This is a genomic window from Exiguobacterium sp. RIT452, assembly GCF_003598705.1.
Classification (GTDB): Bacteria; Bacillota; Bacilli; order Exiguobacteriales; family Exiguobacteriaceae; genus Exiguobacterium_A; species Exiguobacterium_A undae.
Window position 1 is genome coordinate 1 of sequence record NZ_QXJB01000018.1, and the last position, 2,583, is coordinate 2,583.

Below are 2,583 nucleotides of genomic sequence, written 5' to 3' on the forward strand. Positions count from 1 at the left end.
TGCTCTCCGGGGTTGTAGGACACTCTATACGGAGTCAAAAAGGAAGACAGTAGGTGAACGACCTGGAAAGGTCGGCCGAAGAAGGTGACAGCCCTGTAGCTGAAACTGTTTTCCCTCCAGAGTGGATCCTGAGTACGGCGGGACACGTGAAACCCCGTCGGAATCCGGGAGGACCATCTCCCAAGGCTAAATACTCCCTAGTGACCGATAGTGAACCAGTACCGTGAGGGAAAGGTGAAAAGCACCCCGGAAGGGGAGTGAAATAGATCCTGAAACCGTATGCCTACAAGTAGTCAGAGCCCGTTAATGGGTGATGGCGTGCCTTTTGTAGAATGAACCGGCGAGTTACGATAGCGCGCGAGGTTAAGCTGATGAGGCGGAGCCGTAGCGAAAGCGAGTCTGAATAGGGCGCCATAGTGCGTTGTCGTAGACCCGAAACCAGGTGATCTACCCATGTCCAGGATGAAGGTCAGGTAACACTGACTGGAGGTCCGAACCCACGCACGTTGAAAAGTGCGGGGATGAGGTGTGGGTAGCGGTGAAATGCCAATCGAACCTGGAGATAGCTGGTTCTCCCCGAAATAGCTTTAGGGCTAGCCTCGAGGTTGAGAGTTCCGGAGGTAGAGCACTGATTGGACTAGGGGCCCCCACAGGGTTACCGAATTCAGTTAAACTCCGAATGCCGGCAACTTATACTCGGGAGTCAGACTGCGAGTGATAAGATCCGTAGTCAAGAGGGAAACAGCCCAGACCGCCAGCTAAGGTCCCAAAGTGTATGTTAAGTGGAAAAGGATGTGGCGCTGCCTAGACAGCTAGGATGTTGGCTTAGAAGCAGCCACCATTCAAAGAGTGCGTAATAGCTCACTAGTCGAGTGGCGCCGCGCCGAAAATGTAACGGGGCTAAACATACCACCGAAGCTGCGGATTCCGTAAGGAATGGTAGGGGAGCGTTCCAAACCGCTGTGAAGCTGTACCGTAAGGAGCAGTGGAGCGTTTGGAAGTGAGAATGCCGGTGTGAGTAGCGAAAAGAGGGGTGAGAATCCCCTCCGTCGAAAGCCCAAGGTTTCCTGAGGAAGGCTCGTCCGCTCAGGGTTAGTCTGGACCTAAGCCGAGGCCGAAAGGCGTAGGCGATGGATAACAGGTTGATATTCCTGTACCACCGATCCACCGTTTGAACAATGGGGGGACGCAGGAGGATAGTGACGCATGCGGATGGAAGTGCATGTGTAAGTTTCGAGACCGTCTGATTGGCAAATCCGTCAGGCACCAAAGTCGAGGAACGATGCGGAGTCCCGTAGGGACGAAGGTCACGATTTCACACTGCCAAGAAAAGCCTCTAGTGAGGTGGAAGGTGCCAGTACCGTAAACCGACACAGGTAGGCGGGATGAGAATTCTAAGACGCGCGGGATAACTCTCGTTAAGGAACTCGGCAAAATGGTCCCGTAACTTCGGGAGAAGGGACGCTCTACATGAGTAGAGCCGCAGTGAATAGGCCCAAACGACTGTTTAGCAAAAACACAGGTCTCTGCTAAATCGCAAGATGACGTATAGGGGCTGACGCCTGCCCGGTGCTGGAAGGTTAAGGGGATGGGTTAGCGCAAGCGAAGCTTTGAACCGAAGCCCCAGTAAACGGCGGCCGTAACTATAACGGTCCTAAGGTAGCGAAATTCCTTGTCGGGTAAGTTCCGACCCGCACGAAAGGCGTAACGATTTGGGCACTGTCTCAACGAGAGACCCGGTGAAATCATAGTACCTGTGAAGATGCAGGTTACCCGCGACAGGACGGAAAGACCCCATGGAGCTTTACTACAGCCTGATATTGAGGCTTTGTGCATGATGTACAGGATAGGCGGGAGACGTCGAGACCGGAGCGCCAGCTTCGGAGGAGTCACCCTTGGGATACCGCCCTTCATGCATAGAGTCTCTAACTCGCAGCCGTCATCCGGCTGGAGGACCGTGTCAGGCGGGTAGTTTGACTGGGGCGGTCGCCTCCTAAACAGTAACGGAGGCGCCCAAAGGTTCCCTCAGAATGGTTGGAAATCATTCGTAGAGCGCAAAGGCAGAAGGGAGCTTGACTGCGAGACCTACAAGTCGAGCAGGGACGAAAGTCGGGCTTAGTGATCCGGTGGTTCCGCATGGAAGGGCCATCGCTCAACGGATAAAAGCTACCCTGGGGATAACAGGCTGATCTCCCCCAAGAGTCCACATCGACGGGGAGGTTTGGCACCTCGATGTCGGCTCATCGCATCCTGGGGCTGGAGTAGGTCCCAAGGGTTGGGCTGTTCGCCCATTAAAGCGGTACGCGAGCTGGGTTCAGAACGTCGTGAGACAGTTCGGTCCCTATCCGTCGTGGGCGCAGGAAATTTGAGGAGAGCTGTCCTTAGTACGAGAGGACCGGGATGGACGCACCGCTGGTGTACCAGTTGTTCCGCCAGGAGCATCGCTGGGTAGCTACGTGCGGACGGGATAAATGCTGAAAGCATCTAAGCATGAAGCCCCCTCCAAGATGAGATTTCCCTTTGAGTAATCAAGAAAGACCCCTCAGAGACGATGAGGTAGATAGGTCACGGGTGGAAGCATGG

1 rRNA gene is annotated in these 2,583 nt (G+C 54.6%); it reads left to right on the forward strand.

The annotated features are described in order from the left end of the window. Positions 1–2,583, forward strand: a 23S ribosomal RNA gene (locus D3D03_RS16575); the annotation flags it as partial.